Below are 20,823 nucleotides of genomic sequence, written 5' to 3' on the forward strand. Positions count from 1 at the left end.
AAAACATGGCCTGAGCCCCCGTCGGCCATGCCTAAACTCCCCGGCACATTGCGGGGAGGAATTCCATGGTCGCGTGGCAGAAGGCCGTCTTGGGCCTGGTCGGGGCGGGTGTGTTGGCGGGCGGCGCCTGGTGGGCCTGGCAGAAGGCCGGACCGGGCCTGCCCAGCAGTGCCGAGATCGGCGGCGAGCAGGCCGCGTTCGCGCTGATGGACTGCAAGCCGCGGCTGCTCGACGGCTCGCCGGCCATCGCCGTGAGCTTCACGCAGCCGCTGGATTCGCGCCAGGATTTCGGCGCCCTCGTCACCGCGCTGGAAGGCGCCGCGCCGGCCAAGTCGGAGCACGACGGCAAGCCGACGCCGCCGCCGGACGCCAGCTTCAAGCCGCTGGCCGCCCGCTGGGTGCTGGGCGACAACCCGCGCGTGCTCTACCTGCCGTTCGCCACGCCGGACCGGAGCTTTCGCATCGTGCTCAAGCCCGACCTGGCCGCGCGCTCCGGCGCCAAGCTGGCCACCGCGCAGACCTGCGAAGCCGTCAGCGAGGCCATGCCCGACAGTTACTACTTCGCCAGCCGCGGCCTGGTGCTGCCGGCCGGCCAGAACGGCGGCCTGCCCATCGTCACGGTCAACACGCCCGAGGTGGATGTGCAGTTCCTGCGCATCAAGCCGGCGTCGCTGCCGGCCTTCCTGGAGCAGGTGGGCGGCCGGCGCGAGCGCGGCAATGCCGGCGCCGGCGATGAGGACGGCGAGGGCTACTCCTACGACGGCTACAGCGACAACCAGCGCCGCCTGAAAGGCACCGTGGGTGGCTGGCTGCTGGACGAGCTGCGTGCGATGAGCGACAGCGTCTACATCGGCCGCTTCACGACCGACACGCGGCCCAACCGGCGCAACGTCAGCTTCCTGCCGGTGGAGACCATCAAGGAGCTGCAGGAGCCCGGCATCTACGTGGCCGTCATGAACCAGCCCGGCCGTTTCGGCTGGGACTACCAGGTCACCCACTACTACGTGACCGACATCGGCCTGCATCTGCGCAGGCATGCGGCGCAGATCGACGTGTTCGCCACGTCGCTGAAGAGCGGCGGTGCGCTGTCGGGCATCGAGCTGAGCCTGGTCGACGAGGCCGGCAAGGCCATCGCGCAGGCGCAGACCGATGGCGACGGGCATGCCGTGTTCACCGGCAGCAGTGAGAAGGCCCGCGCCGTGCTGGCGCGCCGCGGCGGCAAGGAGATGTCCGTGCTGTCGCTGCGCGACGCGGCGCTGGACCTGAGCGAGTTCGACGCCACCGGCCACCCGTCGCGCAGCAACAAGCTGTTCGTCTACGCCGGCCGCGACCTGTACCGGCCGGGCGAGACCTTCCAGGTCTCGGTGCTGGCGCGCGACGCCGACGGCAAGCCACTGCCCAAACCGCTGCCCATCACGCTGACCGTCAAGAAGCCCGACGGCAGCAAGCTCGTCGAGCAGCTCATCCAGCCTGGCAAGCTGGGCACGGGCTACTACCAGCAGACCCTCACGCTGCCGGCCGACGCCCCCACGGGCGGCTGGACCGTGCAGGCCCGCATCGACCCCGGCGCGAAGACGCCCGACACGCAGTGGGCGTTCAAGGTCGAGGAGTTCCTGCCCGAGCGCATGAAGCTCGCGCTGACCGCGCCCGAGGCCACGCTGACCGGCGATGCCGGCGTGACGGTGCAGGCCCAGGGCGACTACCTCTACGGCGCACCCGCCGCCGGCAACCGGCTGCAGGCCAGCGCCTATTCCGAACGGCTCCTGATGCCGCTGCCGGCCAAGCTGCCCGGCTTCATCTTCGGCGACCTGGCCGACGACAAGGCCAGGAACCGGCAAGACCTGCCCGAGCAGGAGCTGGACGCCGACGGCAAGGCCAGCGTGGCCATCGCCACCGCCTTCGGCGAGCGCAAGTCGCCGATGAAGCTGCGCGCGGCCTTCAGCCTGCTGGAGTCCGGCGGGCGGCCGGTGGTGCGCACGCTGGAGCGCACCTGGTGGCCCGCGCCGGTGCTCATCGGCGTGCGGCCGCTGTTCGACCGCAACGTGTCGCCCGAAGGCGGCCTGGCTGAATTCGAGCTGGCGCGCGTGGACGCGGCGGGCAACTTCAAGCCGGCCAAGGAGGTGCAGCTCAAGCTCATCTACGAGGAGCGCCAGTGGTACTGGCGCTATGACGACGGCCGCGGCTGGAACTCAGGCTTCAACGTCAACGAGGAATTGGTGGAGGCCCGCACGCTGGCGCTGACGGCGCGCACCAAGGTCGCGCTGCCGGTGCGCTGGGGCCGCTACCGCCTGGAGGTCACCGACCCGGAGACGGGTCTCGCGCTGCGCTACGGCTTCTACGCCGGCTACGGCGCGCAGGACGCCGACGACATCGGCAACCGGCCCGACCGCGTGCAGCTCAAGCTGCAGGGCGCCCCGTTCAAGCCGGGCGACGTGGCCAAGCTGTCCATCAAGCCGCCGCACGACGGCGAAGCCATCGTCACCGTCGAAGGCGACCGCGTGCTGTGGACCCAGCGCATCGCCGTGAAGGCCAGCGGCACGGAGCTGTCCATTCCCATTTCAGCCGACGCCAGCTGGGCGCGCCACGACCTCTACATCACCGTCGCCGCGTTCCGCCCCGGCAGCCAGGGCGACCGCGTGACGCCGGCCCGCGCGCTGGGCCTGGTGCACCTGCCGCTGAATCGCGAGGACCGCAAGGCCAAGGTGGCGCTGACCGTGCCGGCCAAGACGCAGCCGTCCGTGCCGCTGCCCGTCAGCGTCAAGGTGCCCGCGCTCGCCGGCAAGGCGGCCATCGTGACCGTCAGCGCGGTGGACGTGGGCATCCTGAACATCACCAATTTCAAGACGCCCGACCCGCAGGACTTCTTCTTCGGCAAGCACCGCTACGGCGCCGACATGCTGGACCTGTACGGTCGCCTCATCGAGAAGATGGAGGGCAACCAGGCCAGGCAGCGCTTCGGCGGCGACGCCGGCAAACGCGACACGCAGAGCCTGCCGCGCAAGGTGCTGCTGGTGGACCTGTTCAGCGGCCCCGTGCAGCTGGATGCCAAGGGCGAGGCGACGCTGAACCTCAAGCTGCCGGACTTCAACGGCACGCTGCGCGTCATGGCCGTGGTGAGCAGCGCGGACAGCTATGGCTCGGCGCAGGCCGACACGGTCGTCGCCGCGCCGTTGGTGGCCGAGCTGAACATGCCGCGCTTCGTGTCGCCCGGCGACAAGGCCACCCTCGCGCTGGACGTGACCAACCTCAGCGGCGCGCCGCAGGACGTGAAGGTGTCCGCCACGGCGACCGGGCCGGTGAGGATCACCGGCAGCGCCGAGCCCATTCGCCTGGCCGACAAGCAGCGGCAGATCCTGCGCTTCCAGGCCGAGGCGCTCGATGCCTACGGGCTGGCGCCCATCACCGTGAAGGTCAGTGCCGGCAGTCTCAACCTCACGCGCGAGGCGGCGCTGCAGGTGCAGCCCATCACGCCGCTGACGCGCGAGAGCCGGCGCATCCGCCTGGAGCCGGGCGCCACGCAGGCGCTGGACAAGGCGCTGCTGGACGCCTACTGGGCCGGCTCGGCCAGCGTCAGCTTGAGCGTGTCCAACACGCCGCCCATCGACATCAAGGACCAGGTGACGGGCCTGCTGATGTACCCCTACGGCTGCCTGGAGCAGACGACGTCCAGCGCCTACCCGCTGCTGTTCATCGACGACGACGCGGCCAAGCGTTGGGGCCTGAAGCCCGTGCCTCGCGAGGAACGCGCCAGGCGGCTGGACGCCGCCTTCGCCCGCCTGGCCGGCATGCAGCAGCCCAAGGGCGGCTACGGCCTGTGGGCCGCCAGCGGCTCGTACGAGGGCTGGCTGTCGGCCTACGTGACCGGCTTCCTGCAGGACGCGCGCGACGCCGGTTTCGCCGTGCCGGAGGCCATGCTCAAGCGTTCGCTGGACAACCTGCTGGAGCAGTTCCAGCGCGCCCCGGCGCAGCAGACCACGCCGGCCAAGGAGCCCCGGCGTGACGACAAGGGCCGCATCGCCGACTGGCGTGATGCCGAGACGCTGCGCCTGTCGCACCAGCGCTTCGCCGAGGCCGCGCACGCCGGCTACATCCTGGCCCGCGAGCAGAAGGCGCCGCTGGCCACGCTGCGCACGCTGCACGACCAATACCGCAGCCACGCGCTGTCGCCGCTGCCGCTGGTGCAGCTCAGCCTGGCACTCAAGTTGATGGGCGACGAGAACCGCGCCAAGGCGGCGCTGGACGACGCGATGACGCGCGGCTACGGCTACCAGCCCGACGACCCGAACAACGCCTGGGGCCAGTGGCTGGGCGACTACGGCTCACGCGTGCGCGACCGGGCGCTGGCCTACGCGCTGCTGCTGCGCCACAAGGTGACGCACGACAAGCGCGAGAACCTGCTGTTCGACCTCGCCGACGACTTCGGTCGCCGCAACTACTACTCCACGCAGGAGCGCCTGGCCCTGTTCCTCGCCGTGCAGGCCGCCACCCACGGTGCCGGCAAGGACGACGCGTGGAAGACCGCACTGGCGGTCGGCGCCAAGGCCGATGCCTGGACCGGCAGCGGCGTGGGCCAGCAGGGCTTCGAGCTGGCGCAGCTCAGGAGCGGCATCGCGCTGAAGAACGACGGCAGCACGCCGCTGTACCTCGACGTGACAGCGCAGGGCTACCCGACCAAGCCGCTGGCGCCCACCAGCGACCGCATCTCGGTGGAGCGCGCGATGTTCACGACGGATGGCAAGCCGCTCAACTTGTCGGGCGGGGCGCGCCAGTTCGCCACCGGCGAGATGTTCGTCGTGCGCCTGCGCGTGAAGGCCGCCCAGACCATCAAGGACGGCCTGGTCGTGGACCGCATCCCGGCCGGCTTCGAGATCGAGAACCTCAACCTCAGCCAGGGCCCGCAGGCCGGCGAGTTCACGGTGGAGGGCGTCAACGTCGCGCAGGCCAACGCCAACGAACGCATCGTCCACACCGAATACCGCGACGACCGCTTCGTCGCCGCCGCGCGGCTAGGGCAGACGCTGGATATGTTCTATCTGGTGCGTGCGGTGACACCGGGCCGGTACGTGGTGCCGGCGACGTTTGCGGAGGACATGTACCGGCCGGAGATCCGCGGCATCGGCAAGGCGGAGGGGGAGATCACGGTGGTGGACAAGAAGTGAACGCGCTGACTTGACGCAACCACGCCGACGCCCTAGATTAGCCAAGGTTAGCTAACCTACCTGGATTGCCATGAATGCCATCAATATGCTCGAAGCCAAGTCCAGCCTCTCGCGGCTGGTGGAGGCCGTGGAAAGCGGTGCCGAGCAGGAGATCGTCATTGCGCGCAACGGCCGGCCGGCGGCTCGTCTGGTGGCCTTGTCGACCCGACCGGCGACCGCCCGCATTGGCGTGGCCAAGGGCTTGATCGAGGTGCCGGACGATATCGACGCGCACAACACCGACGTGGCCGCACTGTTCGGCGGGCCCGGCGGCGCATGAACCTGCTGTTGGACACCCACATCGCCCTGTGGGCCATCGCGGACAGCCCGCGCTTGCCGGCGCGCGCGCGCGCGCTGATCCTGGCGCCAGGCAACACGGTGTGGGTCAGCGCCGCCTCGGTGTGGGAGATCGCCATCAAGCACTCGCTCGGGCGGGGCGACATGCCGGTTTCCGGCCTGCAGGCGCTGGCCTACTTCGAGGAATCCGGTTTCCTGATGCTGGCAGTCTCGGCCGAACACGCGGCGGCGGTGGGCGAACTGCCCGCCCACCATGCCGATCCCTTCGACCGCATGCTGGCCGCCCAGGCGCTCGCCGAGCCGCTTCGGCTGGTCACGCATGACCCCTTGCTGGCGCGCTACAGCGACACCGTCATCCTTGTGTGAGTCGCACGCCATGAGAGCTGTCGTTCTCGCCTTGTCCCTGCTCGTCGCCGGAGCCGCCCATGCCGCCCCGCTGCCTCTGGCCGCGCGCGCCGAGGTCGACGCGCTGCTGACGCGCCTGCAGGCCTCGGGCTGCGAGTTCAACCGCAACGGCAGCTGGTATGCCGGCGCCGACGCCCGAGCCCATCTGCTGAAGAAGCTCGACTACCTCGAAGGCAAGGGCATGGTGGACACGGCCGAGCAGTTCATCGCCCGCGGCGCGTCGTCCAGCAGCATGAGCGGCAAGCCCTACCTCGTCCGTTGCGCGGGCAAGGCGCCGGTGGAAAGTGCGCAGTGGCTGACAACGGAGCTGCAGCAGGTGCGGGCGGCGAAGGCAGCGTCGAGTCCCCATTGATATGCGACCAAGGAGAGGGAATACATGGGAGCCAAGACTTGCATGCTGGCGTTCAGCAACGGCGATCTGCCGCGAGAACTCGCTGCGTTGCCGGCACCGGACAGGGCAGGCAGCGTGGCGTTCGCGGCCGCGCTGTTTCCGAAGGACAAGCTGGAGCTGCTGGCCGACAGCACGTTGAGCAACACCTACATCGCGGAAGACGAAGTGCTGGTGTCCCGCTTCGGCACCGCAGGCATCGCAATCGCGCACGATTTCGCGTTGGACCGGCCGTCGCAGTTGCCGCCTTCTTTCCTGCGTGCAACCGTTGATGCGCAGACGGTCTGCGTCCATGCCATGCACAGCGTCGTCGACTGGTTTGCCTTCGCCGTGTGGAAGAACGGTGTTCTCGTGCGCTCGCTGAGCGTGGCGCCGGACAGCGGCATTCTGGAAGACATCGGCGACCGCCTACCCTTCGAGATGCCGTTCTGGGCAGGCGAACACAGTGCGGATGATCCGGAAGATCTGGAAGCAGGCGAAGAACCCTACCCCATTCCCTTTCATCCGCTGGAGTTGGGCGAGGTGGCATTGCGAGAGTTCTTCGGCTTCACGATCGAAGGCGTCATGGATGCCGACCAGCTGAACCCGGAGGCCATCGCGTTGCTGCGGTTCAAGCGCAAGAAGCGCTCCCTGCTCAGCTTCTGGAAGTGACCGCGGGCGCGTGGCTGGCATGGATTCCAGGCGCCTGCGCCGCATCGAGCTGGCCATCGCCGCCCTGCTGCTGCTCATCCTCGCCCTCGACTTCTTCTTCCCCCTCCCCACCCCCACCGCCGACTCCCCCACGCTGACCGTCCTCGCCGCCGACGGCAGCCCGCTGCGCGCCTGGCCGGGCGACGACGGCGCGCAGCGCCACCCGACCACGCCCGAGGCCGTGTCGCCGAACTACCTGCAGGCCCTGCTGCACTACGAGGACCGCTGGTTCCGCTGGCACCCGGGCGTGAACCCCGTGGCCCTCGCGCGCGCAGCCTGGCAGTGGGCGTGGCACGGGCGCATCGTCTCGGGTGGGTCGACGTTGACGATGCAGGTCGCGCGGCTGGTGGACGACAAGGCCGCGCGCCGCAGCGTGCCGGCCAAGCTGCGCCAGATCGCGCGTGCGTTGCAGCTCGAATTGCACCTGAGCAAGCACGAGATCCTGTCGCTGTACCTCAACCTCGCGCCCATGGGCGGGCCGCTGGAGGGCGTGGAGACGGCCAGCCGTGCCTACCTGGGCAAGGGTGCGGCGGACCTGTCCAAGGCCGAGGCCGCGCTGCTGGTGGCGCTGCCGCAGTCGCCCACGCGGCTGCGCCCGGATCGCGCGGTGCAGGCCGCCCAGGCGGCACGCGACAAGGTGCTGACGCGCATGCAGACGCTGGGCGTGTGGAGCGCGGCCGACGTGGCCGACGCCAAGCTGGAGCGCGTCTTCGCGCCGCCGCTGCGCGCACGCTGGCTGGCGCCGCTGGCGGCCGAGCGCGTGCGGCAGGCCGCGCGCCGCGAGGGCCGCACGGACGCCGTCATCCAGACGACGCTGGACGCCGGCCTGCAGGCCCGTCTGGAGCAGTTGTTGACCGACCGCCTGAACAGCCTGCCCGACGCCGTGTCGCTGGCCGCGCTGGTGGTGGACAACCGCACGCTGGCCGTGCGCGGCTATGTCGGCTCGGCCGACTTCACCGACGCGCGCCGCGGCGCCCACGTGGACATGGTGCGCGCGCGGCGCTCGCCGGGCTCCACGCTCAAGCCGTTTCTCTACGGCATGGCGCTGGACGAAGGCCTCATCCACTCCGAGAGCCTGCTCATCGACGCGCCGCAGAACTTCGGCGGCTACGCGCCGGGCAACTTCCAGGCGGACTTCTCCGGCCCGGTCAGCGTCAGCGAAGCGCTGCAGCGCTCGCTGAACGTGCCGGCCGTGGACCTGCTGGACCGCCTGGGCCCCGAGCGCTTCGCCGGCCGGCTGCGCAACGCGGGCGTGAAGCTGCGCATGCCTGCCAACGCGGCGCCCAACCTCAGCCTCATCCTCGGCGGCGGCAGCACGACGCTGGAGGAGCTGGTGGGCGCCTACACGGCGCTGGCCCGCGGCGGCGTGGCCGCCCGGCCGCGGCTGACGGCCGACGAGCCGCTGAAGGAGTCGCGGCTGATGAGCGAGGGCGCGGCCTTCATCGTGCGCGAGATCCTGGAGAACGGCGGCCGGCCCGGCAGCCCGTTCCGCGAGAGCGGCCAGCGCGTGGCGTGGAAGACGGGCACCAGCTTTGGCTTTCGCGACGCCTGGGCGCTGGGCGTGACGGACCGCTACACCTTCGGCGTGTGGATAGGCCGGCCCGACGGCACGCCCAACCCCGGCCACTTCGGCGCCAACTCGGCAGCGCCCTTGCTGCGCGACCTGGCGGCGGCGCTGGGGCCGGCCGAGTCCCGCCAGCAGCTCGCGCCGCGGCGCCGGCCCGACAGCGTCGCCGCCGTGCCCATCTGCTGGCCGCAGGGCGTGGCCGAATCGGCCACCGCGCCCGGGCTGTGCCTGCAGCACCGCATCGCCTGGACGCTGGACGGCGCCGTGCCGCCCACGCTGCCCGACCGGCTGCGGCCCGGGCCGCTGGCCGAGCCCGTCTGGGTGGCGGCGGGCGAGCGCGTGCAGCCGGGCTGCGCGGCGGACGCCGAGCGCTTCGACGCGGTGCGCTGGCCGGCGCTGCTGGGGCCGTTCCTGGACGCCGCGCAGCGCCACCCGCTGGAGCGCCTGCCGTGGCGCGCCGGCTGCGGCAGCCGCGAGCCGGTCGCGAACCGGCTGCGCGTCGTGGGCCTGGAGCCCGGCACCGTGCTGCGCCCCGCGCCGGGCCAGCACGACGTGGTGCTGAAGCTGCAGGCCATCGGCGCGCAGCAGGGCGCGACCTGGCTGCTGGACGGGCAGTGGATGGCCGCCAGCGCCACGGCCGGCGCCGCGCAGACGCTGCGGGTGGCGCGCGCCGGTCCGCACCGGCTCACGGTGATGGACGGGCTGGGACACTGGTCGCGGGTGGAGTTCCAGCTTGCGGCACCATAGCGGCCATGGACACCCTGCAAGCCCTTGAACAACGCATCACCGAGCTGGAGATCAAGGCCAGCTTCACCGAAGACACGGTGGAGTCGCTGAACCAGGTCGTCGTGCGCCAGCAGGCGCAGATCGACCGGCTCATCCGCGAGCTGGTGGACCTGCGCGCCCAGGCCGTGGCGGCCGAGCCAGCCGGTTTTCGCAGCCTGCGCGACGAGCTGCCGCCGCATTACTGAGCCCCTTGGGGCGCGCGATTCATCTGCATTGATGATGGCCGGCCCGCTCGGCGTCGGTTCCACTGGGCAGCCTTCACGGCCGGCGCGCAGCGCAAGGCCTTCAGGATGCGAACCACCGGAGCAACGCGATGGCCGAACCCGTGCAGTTGATCAGCCCCTACCAGCTGACCCAGAGCGACGACCCCTTCCCGCTGGACCTGTACGGCCTGCGGTTCCTGGCGCAGGGCGATTCGTGGTTCTCCATCGGCGCGATCCCGCCCACGCGCACGACCAACGTGCTGCAGGAGCTGCGCCTGCAGCGCTCCGCGGTGGTGGTCAACTGCGCCGCGCCCGGCGCGGTGCTGCGTCACATGGTGGACACCATGCGCGCGCCGCAGTTCACGCAGCTGCTCAGCGGCAACGTCGCCCGCACCTGGAGCGCCATCCTGGTGTCGGGCGGCGGCAACGACCTCATCGACGCGCTCCAGGTGGGGCCCCAGAAGGCCATCGACCTGCGGCTGCTGCTCACGCAGGCGGAGGTGGTGTCGCCTGGCGATCCGGCGTCGTACCTGAGCGGGCCGGGCTGGCAGACGTTCTGCACCTACCTGGGCAACGTCTTCAACGAACTGCTGGACCTGCGCGACGCCAAGGCCGCCAACCGGCAGACGCCGCTGTTGCTGCACAACTATGCACTGCTGCAGCCGCGGCCGGCACCGGCCGGCCCGTCGTTCGGGCCGTGGATCCAGAAGGCGCTCGTCACCTACGCGGTGCCCGGCGAGCACTGGCTGCCCATCGGCAAGCTGCTGATGACGCGGTTGTCCGCGCTGCTGGCCCAGCTGATCGCCGACCGCGTGAGCCGCCATGCCGGCGTCGGGCCCATCCGGCTCATCGACTCGCAGGCCGCCGGCCTGGTGCTCGGCCAACCCGGCAGCGCGGGTGATTCGGGCGACTTCGCCAACGAGATCCACCCCAACCGCAGCGGCTACGCCAAGGTCGCGGCGAGCTGGGCGGCCGTGCTGGACACGCTGCCCTGAGCGTTCACGGCTCGCCGTCCCAGTAGTCCAGCGTGTTCTCCAGCCGCTGGCGCAGCCGCCAGCCGCCGGGGCCCGGGATGGCGCTGACCTTGCCCGAGTCCGGGTACTCGCAGACGTCGGGCCATTCCTTGGTGCTGATGCTGAGGTAGTGCAGCGGCGCGTCGGACGTGTTGAGGATGTGGTGCGGGTACGCCGGCCCGGCGGGGATGAAGACCACGTCGCCCTCCCTGATGGGCAGCAGCTCGCCCGCCACGCGCAGCGTGCCCTCGCCTTTCAGCACGACGAACATTTCCTCCTGCCCATGGTGCAGGTGGTAGGGGCAGCTCTGCTTGCCGGGCGCGACGATGTCGAAGCCGGCGCCGAGCTTGCGCGCGGCGGTGCCGTCGGACAACGGCAGCATCTGGGTGTCATAGCGCGGCGGGCGCTCGAAGCGGTCGAGCGGGCCGTCGTTGACGTTGCGGATCAGCAGGGCACGCAGTTCATCGGCGGTGGGCATGGCGGGCTGGTGGCTGGCTTCGGTGAGCGCATCTTGCCGCGCCGCCCGGCAACCTGTGTCAGTAGGGCGTGGCTGGCGCGTTGGCGGCACGCAGCAGGGCGGCATCGCGTGCCGGTGGCTGGCCGAACAACCGCGCGTACTCGCGGCTGAACTGCGAGGGGCTGCCATAGCCCACCGAGAAGCCCACGCTCGCGGCATCGCCGCCTCCCGCCAGCAGCCGGCGGCGCGCCTCCTGCAGCCGGATGGCTTTCTGGTACTGCAGCGGGCTCATGCCCGTCACGGCCTTGAAGCTGCGGTGGAAGGCGCTCTCGCTGAGCGCCGCCTGCGCGGCCAGCTCGGCGATGCGCAGCGGCTGGTCGTGGTGCCGGCGTATCCAGGCCACCGCGCGCGCCACCAGCGCGCTGCGGCCGCGCCCCTGCACCAGGCCACGCAGCGCGGGGGCATGCGGCCCGTTGAGCAGCCGGTACAGCAGCTCGCGCGCCACCAGCGGGCCCAGCACGGGCTGGTCGGCCGGGCGGTCCAGCAGCCGCAGCACGCGCACCGCGGCGTCCAGCAGGTCGCCTTCGACGGGCAGCACCTCCAGCGCGACGTCCGTGGTGGCGGCCTGCGGCGGCAGCGCGAGCAGCAGCTCGGCCAGCGCCGCTGGGTCGAGCCGGAAGCCCACCGCCAGGTAGGGCCGGTCGGCGCTGGCCTGCACCACCGCGCCGGTCACCGGCATCGCCAGCGTGACGATCATGGACGTCGCCTCGCCATAGACCAGCACGCGGTTGCCCAGGGTCACGCGCTTGGCGCCCTGGGCCATGACGCAGAGCATGGGCTCGTAGACCACCGGCGTGGCGGCGGTCGGCGCGTCCGCGCGCAGCAGCAGCACGCCGGGCAGGGCCTCGGTGATGGACTCGGTGGCGTGGCGACGCACCAGGTCGCGCAGTTCGTGCAAGGCCGCGTCGCGGCTGCGGTCATCAGGCAAGACGGGCTGGACAGTCATCGCCAGGATTGTGCAAGAGCAGGGCGGCTTCGGTCTACCACTGCCGGCCTGCGAAAACGCACAGTGGCGGCATCCCTTTCAGGAGTTTCGCCATGCCCTCGTCTACCTCGACCACCCCGACCACGCCGTCCACCTGGTTCATCACCGGCGCCAGCCGCGGCCTGGGTGCTGCCATTGCCCGCGCTGCACTGCGGGCGGGCCACCACGTCGTCGCCACCGGCCGCGACGCCGCCGCCGTGCGGGCCGCGCTGGCGGCCGACGCCAGCGACCGACTGCTGGCGCTCGCGCTGGACGTCACCCGGCCCGACCAGGCCCTGCTGGCCGTGGGCGCAGCGCTGGACCGCTTCGGCCGCATCGACGTGCTCGTCAACAACGCGGGCTACGGCCAGCTCGGCATGTTCGAGGACGTGGACGCCGCGGACGTGGAGGCGCAGTTCGCCACCAACGTGTTCGGCCTCATGCACGTCACGCGCGCCGTGCTGCCCACGCTGCGCGCGCAGCGCAGCGGTCATGTGTTCAACCTGTCGTCGGTGGGCGGCTGGGCGGGCTTTGCCGGCGCGTCGCTGTACTGCGCCAGCAAGTTCGCCGTGGAGGGCTTCTCGGCGTCGCTGGCGCCCGAGGTCGCGCCCTTCGGCATCCGCGTGACCAGCGTCGCGCCGGGCTTCTTCCGCACGGACTTCCTCGATGCGCGTTCCATCCGCTACGGCAGCGGCGCGACGGCGGCGCAGGCCGACTACGCGGATGCGTCCGCCACGCTGCGCGCAACCTACGACGGCCACAGCCACCAGCAGGCCGGCGATCCGGCCAAGCTCGCCAGCGCGCTGCTCGCGCTCGCCGCCCACCCGCAGCCGCCGCTGAACTTCGTCGTCGGCGCCGATGCGGTGGGCATGGCGCTGGCCGAGATCGAGCGGCTGCGCGGCGACGTGCAGGCCTGGCGCGTGCTGTCTGAGGCCACCGAGCACGGCTGATCGGTGCATCCGGGACAATGGCGGGTCTCCCGCCGTTGCCCGCATGCCACCTTCCGCTCCCCCTCACGCCGACGATGCCCAGCGCATCCTGTCCGAAGTCTTCGGCTACACGGCCTTCCGCGGCCAGCAGGGCGACATCGTCGGGCACGTGGCCACCGGCGGCGACGCGCTGGTGCTGATGCCCACGGGCGGCGGAAAAAGCCTGTGCTACCAGGTGCCCGCCATCCTGCGCCACCAGCGCGGGCAGGGCGTGGCGGTGGTCGTGAGCCCGCTGATCGCGCTGATGCACGACCAGGTCGGCGCGCTGGAAGAGGCGGGCGTGCATGCGTCCTTCCTGAACTCCAGCCAGACCGGCGAGGAGGCCAGCCGCATCGAGCGCGAGATGATGAGCGGGCGCCTGACGCTGCTGTACGCGGCGCCCGAGCGGCTGACGACGCCGCGCTTCCTGGCGCAGCTCGCGTCGCTGGACGAGCGGGGCCTGCTGTCGATGTTCGCCATCGACGAGGCGCACTGCGTCAGCCAGTGGGGCCACGACTTCCGCTCGGAGTACCTGCAGCTCAGCCTGCTGCACGAGCGTTTCCCCGACGTGCCGCGCATCGCGCTGACGGCCACCGCCGACGACCTGACGCGCGCCGACATCATCGAGCGGCTGCGGCTGCAGGACGCGCGCGTCTTCATCAGCAGCTTCGACCGGCCCAACATCCGCTACCTCATCGTCGAGAAGAACAGCTCGCCGCGCGACCAGCTGATGCGCTTCGTGCGCGACGAGCACGAGGGCGAGGCCGGCATCGTCTACTGCCAGAGCCGCAAGAAGGTGGATGAGACGGCGCAGTGGCTGAGCGCCGAGGGCCTGACCGCGCTGCCGTACCACGCCGGCCTGGACGCCGACGTGCGCCGCCGCCACCAGGACCGCTTCCTGCGCGAGGACGGCATCGTCATGGTGGCCACCATCGCCTTCGGCATGGGCATCGACAAGCCCGACGTGCGCTTCGTCGCCCACCTGGACCTGCCCAAGAACATCGAGGCCTACTACCAGGAGACCGGCCGCGCGGGCCGCGACGGCGCACCGGCCGAGGCCTGGATGACCTACGGCCTGGCCGACGTCGTCAACCAGCGCCGCATGATCGACGAGAGCCCCGCCGACGAGACCTTCAAGCAGGGCCAGCGCGGCAAGCTGGACGCGCTGCTGGCGCTGGCCGAGGCGACGGACTGCCGGCGGGTCCGCTTGCTGAACTATTTCGGCGAGGCAGCCCAGCCCTGCGGCAATTGCGACAACTGCCTGAATCCGCCACAGACTTGGGACGCGACCGAGTCCGCGCGCAAGCTGCTGAGCTGCATCTACCGCTTCCACCAGCGCGGCGAGCGCTTCGGCGCCGGCCACCTGATCGACGTGCTGCGCGGCAAGGCCACCGACAAGACGCGCCAGTACGGCCACGACCAGCTGTCCACCTGGGCCTGCGGCACGGACCTGTCCGAGCAGCAGTGGCGCGCGGTGCTGCGCCAGCTCGTCTCGCTGGGCCATGTGGCGGCCGAGGGCGAGTTCAACACGCTGGCGCTGCAGGACAGCGCGCGTGCGGTGCTCAAGGGCGAGGTGCAGCTGCGCCTGCGCGAGGCCGAGGAGAAGAAGCCGCGGTCCAAGTCGTCCCGCGCTGGCGGCAAGCCCAAGGCCGACCCGGCACTGGGCCTGGACGCCGAGGCCGCCGAGCGCTTCGAGGCGCTCAAGGCCTGGCGCTCCGAGGTGGCCAAGGAGCACGGGCTGCCGGCCTACGTGATCTTCCAGAACACGACGCTGGCCGAGATGGCGCGGCAACGGCCGGGCGACCTGGCGGAGTTGGGCGAGATCAGCGGCGTGGGCGCGAAGAAGCTGGACGCCTACGGCCGAGAAATCCTGCGGGTTCTGGGACGCTGAAGCCGGTGCTGCAACCCATCACGGGTTTTCATCTCGATGACGAGGGCCACTGGGTGGCGGAGCTGGCCTGCGGCCACCACCAGCACACGCGGCACGATCCGCCCTGGCAGAACCGGCCCTGGACGCAGACGCCCGAGGGTAGGGCCAGCGCGCTGGGCCAGCGGCTGGCCTGCCGCAAGTGCGAGCAGGGCGCGCCGCCGGACCGGTCTTAGCAGGCGGCCGGGGCCACGCAGGCGCTGGCGACCTGGGCGCCGTCGGCCGCGGGGTCGCGGCGGCCCACGACGACGACGCGCGGCAGCTGGGCGATGGTCTCGGTCGCGTCCGCCGTGTTCTTGCCGCTGATGACGACACGTTCGAACTGCAGCACCTCCGACGTCTCGGCCGGCGTCACCAGCGTCATCCAGGAGGCACCGGTCAGCGCGATCAGGCCGACGAGCAGCGCGGCGCTGAGGGCTTGCAGGCGGGTGCGGGTGCGGGTGGTGCTGATGCGGTTCATGGCTGTTCTCCCGTGTTGATGGACTGAAGTCTGGTCGGGAGGCGCCACCAAGTCCTAGGGTTTGCGATAGGTTGCTTGTTTTCTGGGCCCAATTGCGGTTGGCGTGGACAAGCCGCGGCCGCCGCGGCGCCGTTTGCGTCGCGCCGCCTCGTCAAAATGAGGGAGCGCCCGGTCCCGCGGGTCACGGCAGGCCGAGATACTCGCCATCCTTTCAAGGGCGACGGGAGAACCACATGGCGCGCGGCAACGACGTTCAACTCGGCGGCATCACCGACCTGGTGCTGCTGGCGGACATCAAGCCCGGTTTCGTGGACGCGCTGGAGGTCGTCACCCACGTCGACCGCCTGCGCAAGGTGCTGCGCACGCTCAACGGCCTGCGGCTGGGCTCGCGCGAGTCCACGTCGCCGGCCTCGCCCTACACCGACGTCGTCGCCCGCTGGCGCATCGTGCACTCCTTCCGCTGGACCATCGTGGAGGGCAAGGATGGCGCGCCGGACAGGCTGCTGCTGAACGTCAACTTCGACGGCGGCTGGGAGCCCTACATGCGCGTCATCTGGGACCAGCTCGGCTCCACGCTGGACCTGATGCTGTGCCACACCGAGGGCTACCAGCTCTCGTGCAACTGCAGCTTCGAGACCTATGCGCGCTGGGTGCGCGAGCACGAGATCTCGGCGGATTTCCTGTTCATCGAATCCGGCCGCACGGTGGGCGACGCCGAGTACCTCGCCCGGCTGGAGGCCGCGCAGCGCGGCAGGCCCGACGAGCTCAAGGCCAGCCGGCTGCGCGCGCCGTCCTCGGGCCAGGTGACGCCGCTGCCGACCGACCCCGCCGAGCGCTTCGCGATGGCCGCGCGCGGCCTCGTGCCGCTGGCGGGCCTGTTCACGCTGCAGCGCTACTTCCGCGCGGGCGCGCCGGACGGCGCCTGCCTGCTGCGCGCCGCGCACGACGTGCTCTTCGAGCTGCGCGAGCTGGACACCCGCCAGCAGTTCCCGGTCGGCCCCGGCGGCTCGCCGGGCGAGCTGCTGCGCCGCCGCCATCACGAAATGCTGAGCTGGTTCGAGACGCCGCTGCCGCAGCCGGCACCCCAGGTGCGCCAGCTCGAATGGAAACCCGCCGAGGTGCAGGCCGGCATGCTCAGCCGGCTGCCCACCAACCGCGGTGCGCTGCTGCTGCTTCGCATCGAGCAGCCCGCGCGTGCGCTGGCCTGGCTGTCGACCGTGCCGGTGCAGGCCGAAGGCCAGCCGGCCGGTGCCGACGGCCTCTGGCGCCAGGTGGCGCTGAGCCTGGCCGGGCTGAAGGCGCTGGGCATCCCCGAGTCGCGCCTGTCCCGCTTCCCGCAGGCCTTCAAGGAAGGCATGGCCGCCCGCGCCGGCCTGCTGGGCGACGTGCGGCACAACCACCCGGCGCACTGGGCGCTCAGCGCCCACGTGAACGGCCGCGACCGCTTCGACCCCGCGGGCGCCCACCTGCTGGTGCAGGTCCGCTTCCACAACCCCGCGCCCGGCGAGGCGCTGACCGCCGAAGACCAGGCCCGCATCGCCGCCGCCGGCCGCGCGCTGACCGAGGGCACGGGCCTGTCGCTGATGGCCGTCGAGCCCATGCGCAGCAACTCGGGCGACAAGGAGAACTTCGGCTTCGCCGACGGCATCAGCCAGCCGCGGCCGGACGCGGCGCCCTACACCAAGTGGGACGACCAGGTGCCCCACGGCGAGATCCTGCAGGGCTTCCAGACGCTGCGCGACAAGGGCTGGCCGGTGCCCGAACAGCCCGACGCGCTGCTGGACCGCGGCAGCTTCCTGGCCGTGCGCAAGCTGCGCCAGTACGGCGGCCGCCTGCACGACCGCATCGGCCGCGAGGCCCGCCGCCTGCAGCTGCCGCCCGAGCTGCTGATGGCCAAGCTGATGGGCCGCCGGCTCGACGGCAAGCCGCTGGCGGACGAGACCGCCGTCAACGACTTCGACTACGAGCACGACAAGCGCGGCTCGCTGTGCCCGTTCCACGCCCACATCCGCCGCGCCAACCCGCGCGACAAGGCGCCCGACTCGGCGCTCACCGCGCGCATGCCGCGCATCCTGCGCCGCGGCATGAGCTACGGCCCGCCGCCCGACCGCCTGCACCCCAGCGACAAGGACGACCGCGGCCTGATCTTCATGGCCTACAACGCCCACCTGGCCGAGCAGTTCGAGGTGGTGCAGCGCTGGATGGCCGGCGCCAACGCCAGCGGCGGCTACTCCGCGCAGAGCGACCCCTTCCTCGGTGTCGTGGGCGTGGCCGATGCCAGCCCGGGCCCGCGCATCTACCCGTTCGAGCACGCCGGCAAGGCCCACGAGATCGACCTGGGCACCGAGCCCTTCGTCACGCTGCAGTGGGGCGCCTACTTCTTCGTGCCGGCCGTCTCCGCGCTGCGGGCCTTGCCGGCGCTGGCCGAGCTGCCCCTGCCGCTGCCGGCCCCCACGCCCGTGCCGGCGCGCGCGCCGGACCCGCAGGACTTCGCCGCCTGGCAGCAGTGGCTGGAAGACACCAACACCCGCGACGCCGCCTGGGCCTGGGTGCGCGCCCAGCCCGGCGGCGTGGTGGAGACGGCCTACGGCGTGCTCGTCGGCGCGGCCGAACGCGTCTGCGACGTGCTGCGCAACCGGCCGGCGCGCTACTCGGTGCGCGGCTACGGCGAGCGCATGCACGACTCCATCGGCGTGGGCTTCCTGGGCCTGGACGACGACAACGGCCACGCCGAGCAGGCGCCCGCCGTCAACGCCGCGCTGGAAAGCGTCACCGAAGCCCAGGCCTTCACCGCGGCCTACATGGTGGCCGCGGGCGGCCTGGCCCAGCTCAAGGCCGAGGCGCAGGGGCTGCTCGCCGCCTTCCCGCCCGGCCAGCGCCCGCAGGGCATCCCGGCCGACACGCCGCTGGATCTGGAGCGCCTGAGCGAAGGCGTGATGGCCCGGCTGTGCCAGCTCTGGTTCGGCCAGCCCGACGGCGTGGCCGTCTGGGGCACGGAGCTGCACCCGGCCAGCGTGCCGGAGGCGCCGCGCTGCCCGCGCGACCTGTTCCGCGTGTCGCGCCACGTGTTCGGCCCGCATCCCAGCGCCGCGGCCAGCCAGGCCGGCCGCGAAGCCGGCGTGCGCTTCCTCGACGGCATCGCCCGCTGGCTGGCGCAGGCGCCCGCCGCGCAGCTGCCGCCGCTGACGCGCGCCATCCTGGCCGCGGCGGCGGCCGTGCCTGGCGCGCCGGCCGACCTGCCCGCGCGCACGCTGGCCGGCGTCATGCTGGGCTTCCCGCCGACGACGCACGGCAACCTGCTGACCGTGCTGGCCGGCTGGGTGCAGACGCGCAAGCTCTGGGAGCTGCAGCCCGGCTGGCACGAGGTGCCGGCCGCGGCCACCGACGCGCAGCGCTACGCCGAGGCCGTCGCGCGGCTGCGTCCCACGCTGGTCGCGACGATGAACCTGCGGCCCACGCCGTTCCAGATCTGGCGCCGCGCGACCGAGGCGCACCGCCTCGGCCACGTGGACGTGGCGGCGGGCCAGACCCTTGTCGTGGGCCTGGGCTCTGCCACGCAGCAGGACCCGCTGCGCCACCACACCGCCTTCGGCGGCGACCGCGCCGACCCGGCCGGCGCACCGCCGCACGCCTGCTCGGGCTACGGCATGGGCATGGGCGTCATGCTGGGCGTCATCGCGGCGGTGCTGGACGCCGGCGTCATGCGCACGACGGGCTCGCCGACGGTGGTGGCGCTGGCCACATAACTGACAACGCAGGCCGCAGCGCGGTCTGCAAGGCCGGCCAAGGTACACCTTGGGCGATGGGCTTCAAACTTTGGCGCGGTTGGCGGCCAGGGAGCGGTCCTGGTCCGCCTTGCGGTCGGCCACGACCCGCACGGCATGCGGGCGCTCGCCGACCAGCTTGGCGTAGGGCTTCCAGTCCACGCCGCCCGCGGCGAGCAGGTCTTCGCCGTAGATGGCCTTGGTGGCCATCGCCACCAGCGGCAGGCTGACCCAGCCGGCGCAGTCGGCCATCGTGAACGTGTCGCCGGCCAGGTAGGGGCCGAACTTCGCCAGCCGCTTGAAGGCGGCGATGTTCTCGGGCAGCAGGCGCGCCACGCGCTTCTTGGTGCCGTCGCTGACCTGGCCGCCGAAGAAGGCCTCGGGATAGAGCTCGCGCGCCACCAGCTCCAGGTGCAGGTCGACGTAGGCGATGAGCTCGCGCACCTTGGCGGCTTGATAAGGGTCGGCCGGGATCAGGCGCGGCGTGTCCGGGTAGGCGGCTTCGAGGTAGTCGACGATGACCTGGCTCTCGCACAGCGCGCCCTGCGGCGTCCTGATGAACGGCACCTTGCCCAGCGGCGTGCAGCTCAGCACGGCTTCGTCGTGGCTGTGCGTCTCGACGCGCTCCTCGGTGAAGGGGATGCCCTTCTCCAGCAGCGCCAGCTTGGCCTTGTTGTAGTAGTTGGACAGCGGGATGCCGCACAGCGTGATCATGTTTGTCTCCTCGAAGAAGCGCGCAGTCTATGCAGCGGTGCGGCGCCCTTCTGGCGCGGGCGCGACATCAGCGGTTCACCAGCACGATGCCTGCGGCCAGCCCGGCCAGCGCGATGACCAGGCGCGGCGTGATGGTCTCGCCCAGCAGCAGCGCGCCGGCCAGCAGCGTGAACAGCGGCGTGCTCAGCGTGAACACCGACAGCTTGGTGGCCGCGTAGTGGCGGATCAGCCAGAACCACGCCAGGTAGCTGGCGAACGACACGATGACGGCCTGGAAGCCGAACAGCGCCAGCAGCCGCGGCGACCAGTGCAGCGGCAGCGGGTCGTGCATCGCCAGGGCGACGGCGCACAGCGCCACGGCCGACACGGCGAGCTGGTACAGCAGCGTCTTTTCCACCGGGGCGGCAGCAAGGCGCGTCGCGCGGATCGCCAGCGTGGTGCCGCCCCACAGCACGGCCGCCGCCACGGCCAGCGTGTCGCCCCACAGCTGCTGCGGCCCGCCCGGCGCCGAGAAGCCTTCCGCGAACGCGAACACCAGCGCCGCGAACGCCAGCACCAGGCCGCCCCACTGGCGCGCCGACAGCCGCTCGGTGTGGGAGATCCACGGCATGCCCAGCGCGACGATGAAGGGCGCGAGATACATGAAGACCACCATGCGCGATGCGCTGGTGTACTGCAGCCCGACGAAGATGCAGCCGAACTCGCCCGCGAACAGCAGCCCGGCCAGCAGGCCGCCCCACAGGCTGCCGTCGCGCTCGAACAGCGGCACGCGGCGCCACACCGACCACGCCCACACCAGCAGCCCGCCCACCAGCGAGCGCAGGCCCGCCTGCCACATCGGCGAGATTTCGGTCAGTGCCGCCTTCGCCGCCACCTGCGTCAGCCCCCACAGGAAGCAGCAGGTCAGCAGCACGGCGATGGCGCGGGAGTCGAGGTGGGCGTGGCGGGTCTGGGCGGTCATG

General features: G+C 71.7%; 17 protein-coding genes. 12 read left to right on the top strand and 5 right to left on the bottom strand.

All coding sequences use genetic code 11. The annotated features are described in order from the left end of the window. The first annotated feature begins 65 nt into the window (after positions 1 to 65). From ACO07H_RS03735 to ACO07H_RS03770, 8 genes are all read left to right on the top strand, one after another. Positions 66 to 5,159 carry an alpha-2-macroglobulin family protein gene (locus ACO07H_RS03735; protein WP_422011248.1) on the top strand — a complete coding sequence of 1,698 codons (5,094 nt, stop codon included), beginning with the start codon at positions 66 to 68 and terminating at the stop codon, positions 5,157 to 5,159. 70 nt (positions 5,160 to 5,229) lie between these two features. Beyond that, complete coding sequence (locus ACO07H_RS03740) at positions 5,230 to 5,478, top strand: type II toxin-antitoxin system Phd/YefM family antitoxin (RefSeq protein ID WP_422011250.1); 249 nt, start codon at positions 5,230 to 5,232, stop codon at positions 5,476 to 5,478. Next, on the top strand, positions 5,475 to 5,861 hold the full coding sequence (locus ACO07H_RS03745) for a type II toxin-antitoxin system VapC family toxin (RefSeq protein ID WP_422011252.1): 387 nt from the start codon (positions 5,475 to 5,477) through the stop codon (positions 5,859 to 5,861). Before ACO07H_RS03740 ends, ACO07H_RS03745 begins: the two co-directional genes overlap by 4 nt. 10 nt (positions 5,862 to 5,871) lie before the next feature. Next, complete coding sequence (locus ACO07H_RS03750; RefSeq protein ID WP_422011254.1) at positions 5,872 to 6,252, top strand: DUF5329 domain-containing protein; 381 nt, start codon at positions 5,872 to 5,874, stop codon at positions 6,250 to 6,252. A gap of 24 nt (positions 6,253 to 6,276) precedes the next feature. Then, entirely contained in the window at positions 6,277 to 6,939 is a 663-nt protein-coding gene (locus ACO07H_RS03755; RefSeq protein ID WP_422011256.1) for a DUF6928 family protein, read from the top strand. Positions 6,940 to 6,958: 19 nt separating this feature from the next. Next, the gene (gene pbpC / locus ACO07H_RS03760; RefSeq protein WP_422011258.1) at positions 6,959 to 9,292 is read left to right on the top strand and encodes a penicillin-binding protein 1C; all 2,334 of its coding nucleotides are present in this window, start codon (positions 6,959 to 6,961) and stop codon (positions 9,290 to 9,292) included. Between the two features lie 5 nt (positions 9,293 to 9,297). Beyond that, entirely contained in the window at positions 9,298 to 9,516 is a 219-nt protein-coding gene (locus tag ACO07H_RS03765) for a SlyX family protein (RefSeq protein ID WP_422011260.1), read from the top strand. A 128-nt stretch (positions 9,517 to 9,644) separates the two neighbouring features. Beyond that, positions 9,645 to 10,529, top strand: coding sequence for a hypothetical protein (locus tag ACO07H_RS03770; protein ID WP_422011262.1), 885 nt, complete (start codon positions 9,645 to 9,647; stop codon positions 10,527 to 10,529). A 4-nt stretch (positions 10,530 to 10,533) separates the two neighbouring features. On the opposite strand, the gene ACO07H_RS03775 is transcribed toward ACO07H_RS03770, so the two are convergent. Both ACO07H_RS03775 and ACO07H_RS03780 read right to left on the bottom strand, forming a co-directional pair. Then, positions 10,534 to 11,025: a cupin domain-containing protein gene (locus ACO07H_RS03775; RefSeq protein ID WP_422011264.1), complete on the bottom strand. Its 492-nt coding sequence runs from the start codon at positions 11,023 to 11,025 to the stop codon at positions 10,534 to 10,536. 58 nt (positions 11,026 to 11,083) lie between these two features. Next, positions 11,084 to 12,010 carry an AraC family transcriptional regulator N-terminal domain-containing protein gene (locus ACO07H_RS03780; RefSeq protein ID WP_422011266.1) on the bottom strand — a complete coding sequence of 309 codons (927 nt, stop codon included), beginning with the start codon at positions 12,008 to 12,010 and terminating at the stop codon, positions 11,084 to 11,086. A 92-nt stretch (positions 12,011 to 12,102) separates the two neighbouring features. Here ACO07H_RS03780 and ACO07H_RS03785 point away from each other — a divergent pair, with 92 nt between their 5' ends. From ACO07H_RS03785 to ACO07H_RS03795, 3 genes are read left to right on the top strand one after another with little or no spacing between them, the layout of a single operon-like run. After that, complete coding sequence (locus tag ACO07H_RS03785) at positions 12,103 to 12,978, top strand: oxidoreductase (protein ID WP_422011268.1); 876 nt, start codon at positions 12,103 to 12,105, stop codon at positions 12,976 to 12,978. Between the two features lie 43 nt (positions 12,979 to 13,021). Beyond that, a complete protein-coding gene (recQ, locus tag ACO07H_RS03790) occupies positions 13,022 to 14,887 on the top strand; it encodes a DNA helicase RecQ (protein WP_422011270.1) in 1,866 nt (621 codons plus the stop codon). Between the two features lie 5 nt (positions 14,888 to 14,892). Then, entirely contained in the window at positions 14,893 to 15,099 is a 207-nt protein-coding gene (locus ACO07H_RS03795) for a DUF3565 domain-containing protein (protein ID WP_422011272.1), read from the top strand. Here the strand turns inward: ACO07H_RS03795 and ACO07H_RS03800 are convergent. Continuing rightward, positions 15,096 to 15,383, bottom strand: coding sequence for a hypothetical protein (locus ACO07H_RS03800; protein WP_422011274.1), 288 nt, complete (start codon positions 15,381 to 15,383; stop codon positions 15,096 to 15,098). The two genes, ACO07H_RS03795 and ACO07H_RS03800, sit on opposite strands and share 4 nt — an antisense overlap. A gap of 233 nt (positions 15,384 to 15,616) precedes the next feature. Here ACO07H_RS03800 and ACO07H_RS03805 point away from each other — a divergent pair, with 233 nt between their 5' ends. Beyond that, a complete protein-coding gene (locus tag ACO07H_RS03805) occupies positions 15,617 to 19,129 on the top strand; it encodes a hypothetical protein (RefSeq protein ID WP_422011276.1) in 3,513 nt (1,170 codons plus the stop codon). Positions 19,130 to 19,192: 63 nt separating this feature from the next. Here the strand turns inward: ACO07H_RS03805 and ACO07H_RS03810 are convergent, their stop codons facing one another. Beyond that, entirely contained in the window at positions 19,193 to 19,861 is a 669-nt protein-coding gene (locus ACO07H_RS03810; RefSeq protein ID WP_422011278.1) for a glutathione S-transferase, read from the bottom strand. 67 nt (positions 19,862 to 19,928) lie between these two features. After that, a complete protein-coding gene (locus ACO07H_RS03815) occupies positions 19,929 to 20,822 on the bottom strand; it encodes a DMT family transporter (protein ID WP_422011280.1) in 894 nt (297 codons plus the stop codon). Position 20,823: the final 1 nt, after the last annotated feature.

Origin of the sequence: Roseateles sp. (assembly GCF_965229315.1) — a bacterium.
Classification (GTDB): Bacteria; Pseudomonadota; Gammaproteobacteria; order Burkholderiales; family Burkholderiaceae_C; genus Pelomonas.